Source organism: Dietzia sp. DQ11-38-2 (genome assembly GCF_014145055.1).
In the GTDB taxonomy this organism is placed as follows: Bacteria; Actinomycetota; Actinomycetes; order Mycobacteriales; family Mycobacteriaceae; genus Dietzia.
Genome location: NZ_JAALDW010000396.1, coordinates 1 through 1,207, shown reverse-complemented (window position 1 = coordinate 1,207; position 1,207 = coordinate 1). Strand labels below are relative to the sequence as shown.

Annotated in this window: 2 protein-coding genes; both read left to right on the top strand. The window is 73.4% G+C overall.

Features of this window, described 5'->3' with window-relative positions:
* A partial coding sequence (locus tag G6026_RS13135; RefSeq protein WP_182613432.1) for an iron chelate uptake ABC transporter family permease subunit occupies positions 1-424 on the top strand: 424 nt, incomplete at its 5' end.
* Positions 421-1,207, top strand: a 787-nt coding sequence (locus tag G6026_RS13130) for an iron chelate uptake ABC transporter family permease subunit (RefSeq protein WP_194307624.1), incomplete at its 3' end; no start/stop codon positions are given. The genes G6026_RS13135 and G6026_RS13130, both read left to right, overlap by 4 nt.

Genomic DNA, 1,207 nt, shown 5'->3' with positions numbered 1-1,207 from the left:
CACCGCCGCGTTGCCGTTCATCCTCCTGGGCCTCGCCCTCGTCCTCGCGGGGGCGGCGTCGCTCGACGCGCTCGCCCTGGGCGACGATCTGGCGCGCGGTCTCGGGGTCGTGCCGGTGGCCGGCCGGGCGGTCGTCCTGGGGGGAGTGGTGATCCTGTCCGGGGTCGCGACCGCGTTGGCGGGTCCGATCGCCTTCCTCGGTCTCCTCGTCCCGCATCTGCTGCGCCGGCTCGTCGGCGTGGGCAGCAGGGTGGTCCTGGGTCTGTCCGTGGTCATCGGCCCCGTCGTGTTGCTCCTCGCCGACACCGTGGGGCGCGTCATCGCACCACCGGGTGAGATCGCCGTCGGAGTGATGACCGTGGCGATGGGCGTGCCGTTCCTCATCGCGATGCTGCGTCTGAACCGGGGGGTGAGCGCCTCATGAGTTCCGCCGTCCTCGACCGGACCGCGGACGAGGTGGACGAGACGGAACGGGTCATCCGCCGACTCGCCGCCACCCGCCGGAACCGCACCCTGCTCGTGGTACTCGGGCTCGTCTGCGCCCTCGTGGCGGCCATGGCGGTGCGCGTCCTGCTCGGCCGGTACACGGTGACGGTCCCTGACTTCTTGGCCATCGTCGGAGGAGCGACCATCCCTGGCGCCACCTTCGTGGTGATGGAGGACAAACTCCCGCGAGCGGTGCTGGGCGCCCTGGCCGGTCTGGCGTTCGGCGCCTCAGGGGCACTGTTCAGGCGGGTCCTGGGCAACCCGCTCGCCAGCCCCGACATCCTGGGCATCTCCCACGGGGCGTCGGCCGGGGCGGTCGCGGGGATGGCGTTCTGGGGACTACGCGGGGTGGCGATCATCCCCGCGGCGCTTCTCGGGTCCTTGGTCGCCCTGGCCATCGTCCTGAGCGCGTCCGCGGGTCGCCACTCCGGAATCGTGGGCCAGCGGTTCCTCCTCGGCGGGGTGGCCGTGGCGGCGTTGGGCACCGCGGTGGTGACCCAGCTCATCGCCCGGTTGCCTCTGGCCGGCGCCCAGGAGGCCGCGGTCTGGACCGTCGGTTCCCTCTCCGGTGCGTCTCGTCAGCGGATCGTGTGGCTCGCGGTCGCCCTGGCGTTCCTCCTGCCCCTGGCCCTGTGGCTCCACTCCGCCCTGCGGCCCGCCGAACTGGGCCCCGAGCTCGCGGTGGGCCTGGGCAGCCGCCCCGTACCCACGCGTGCGGGGG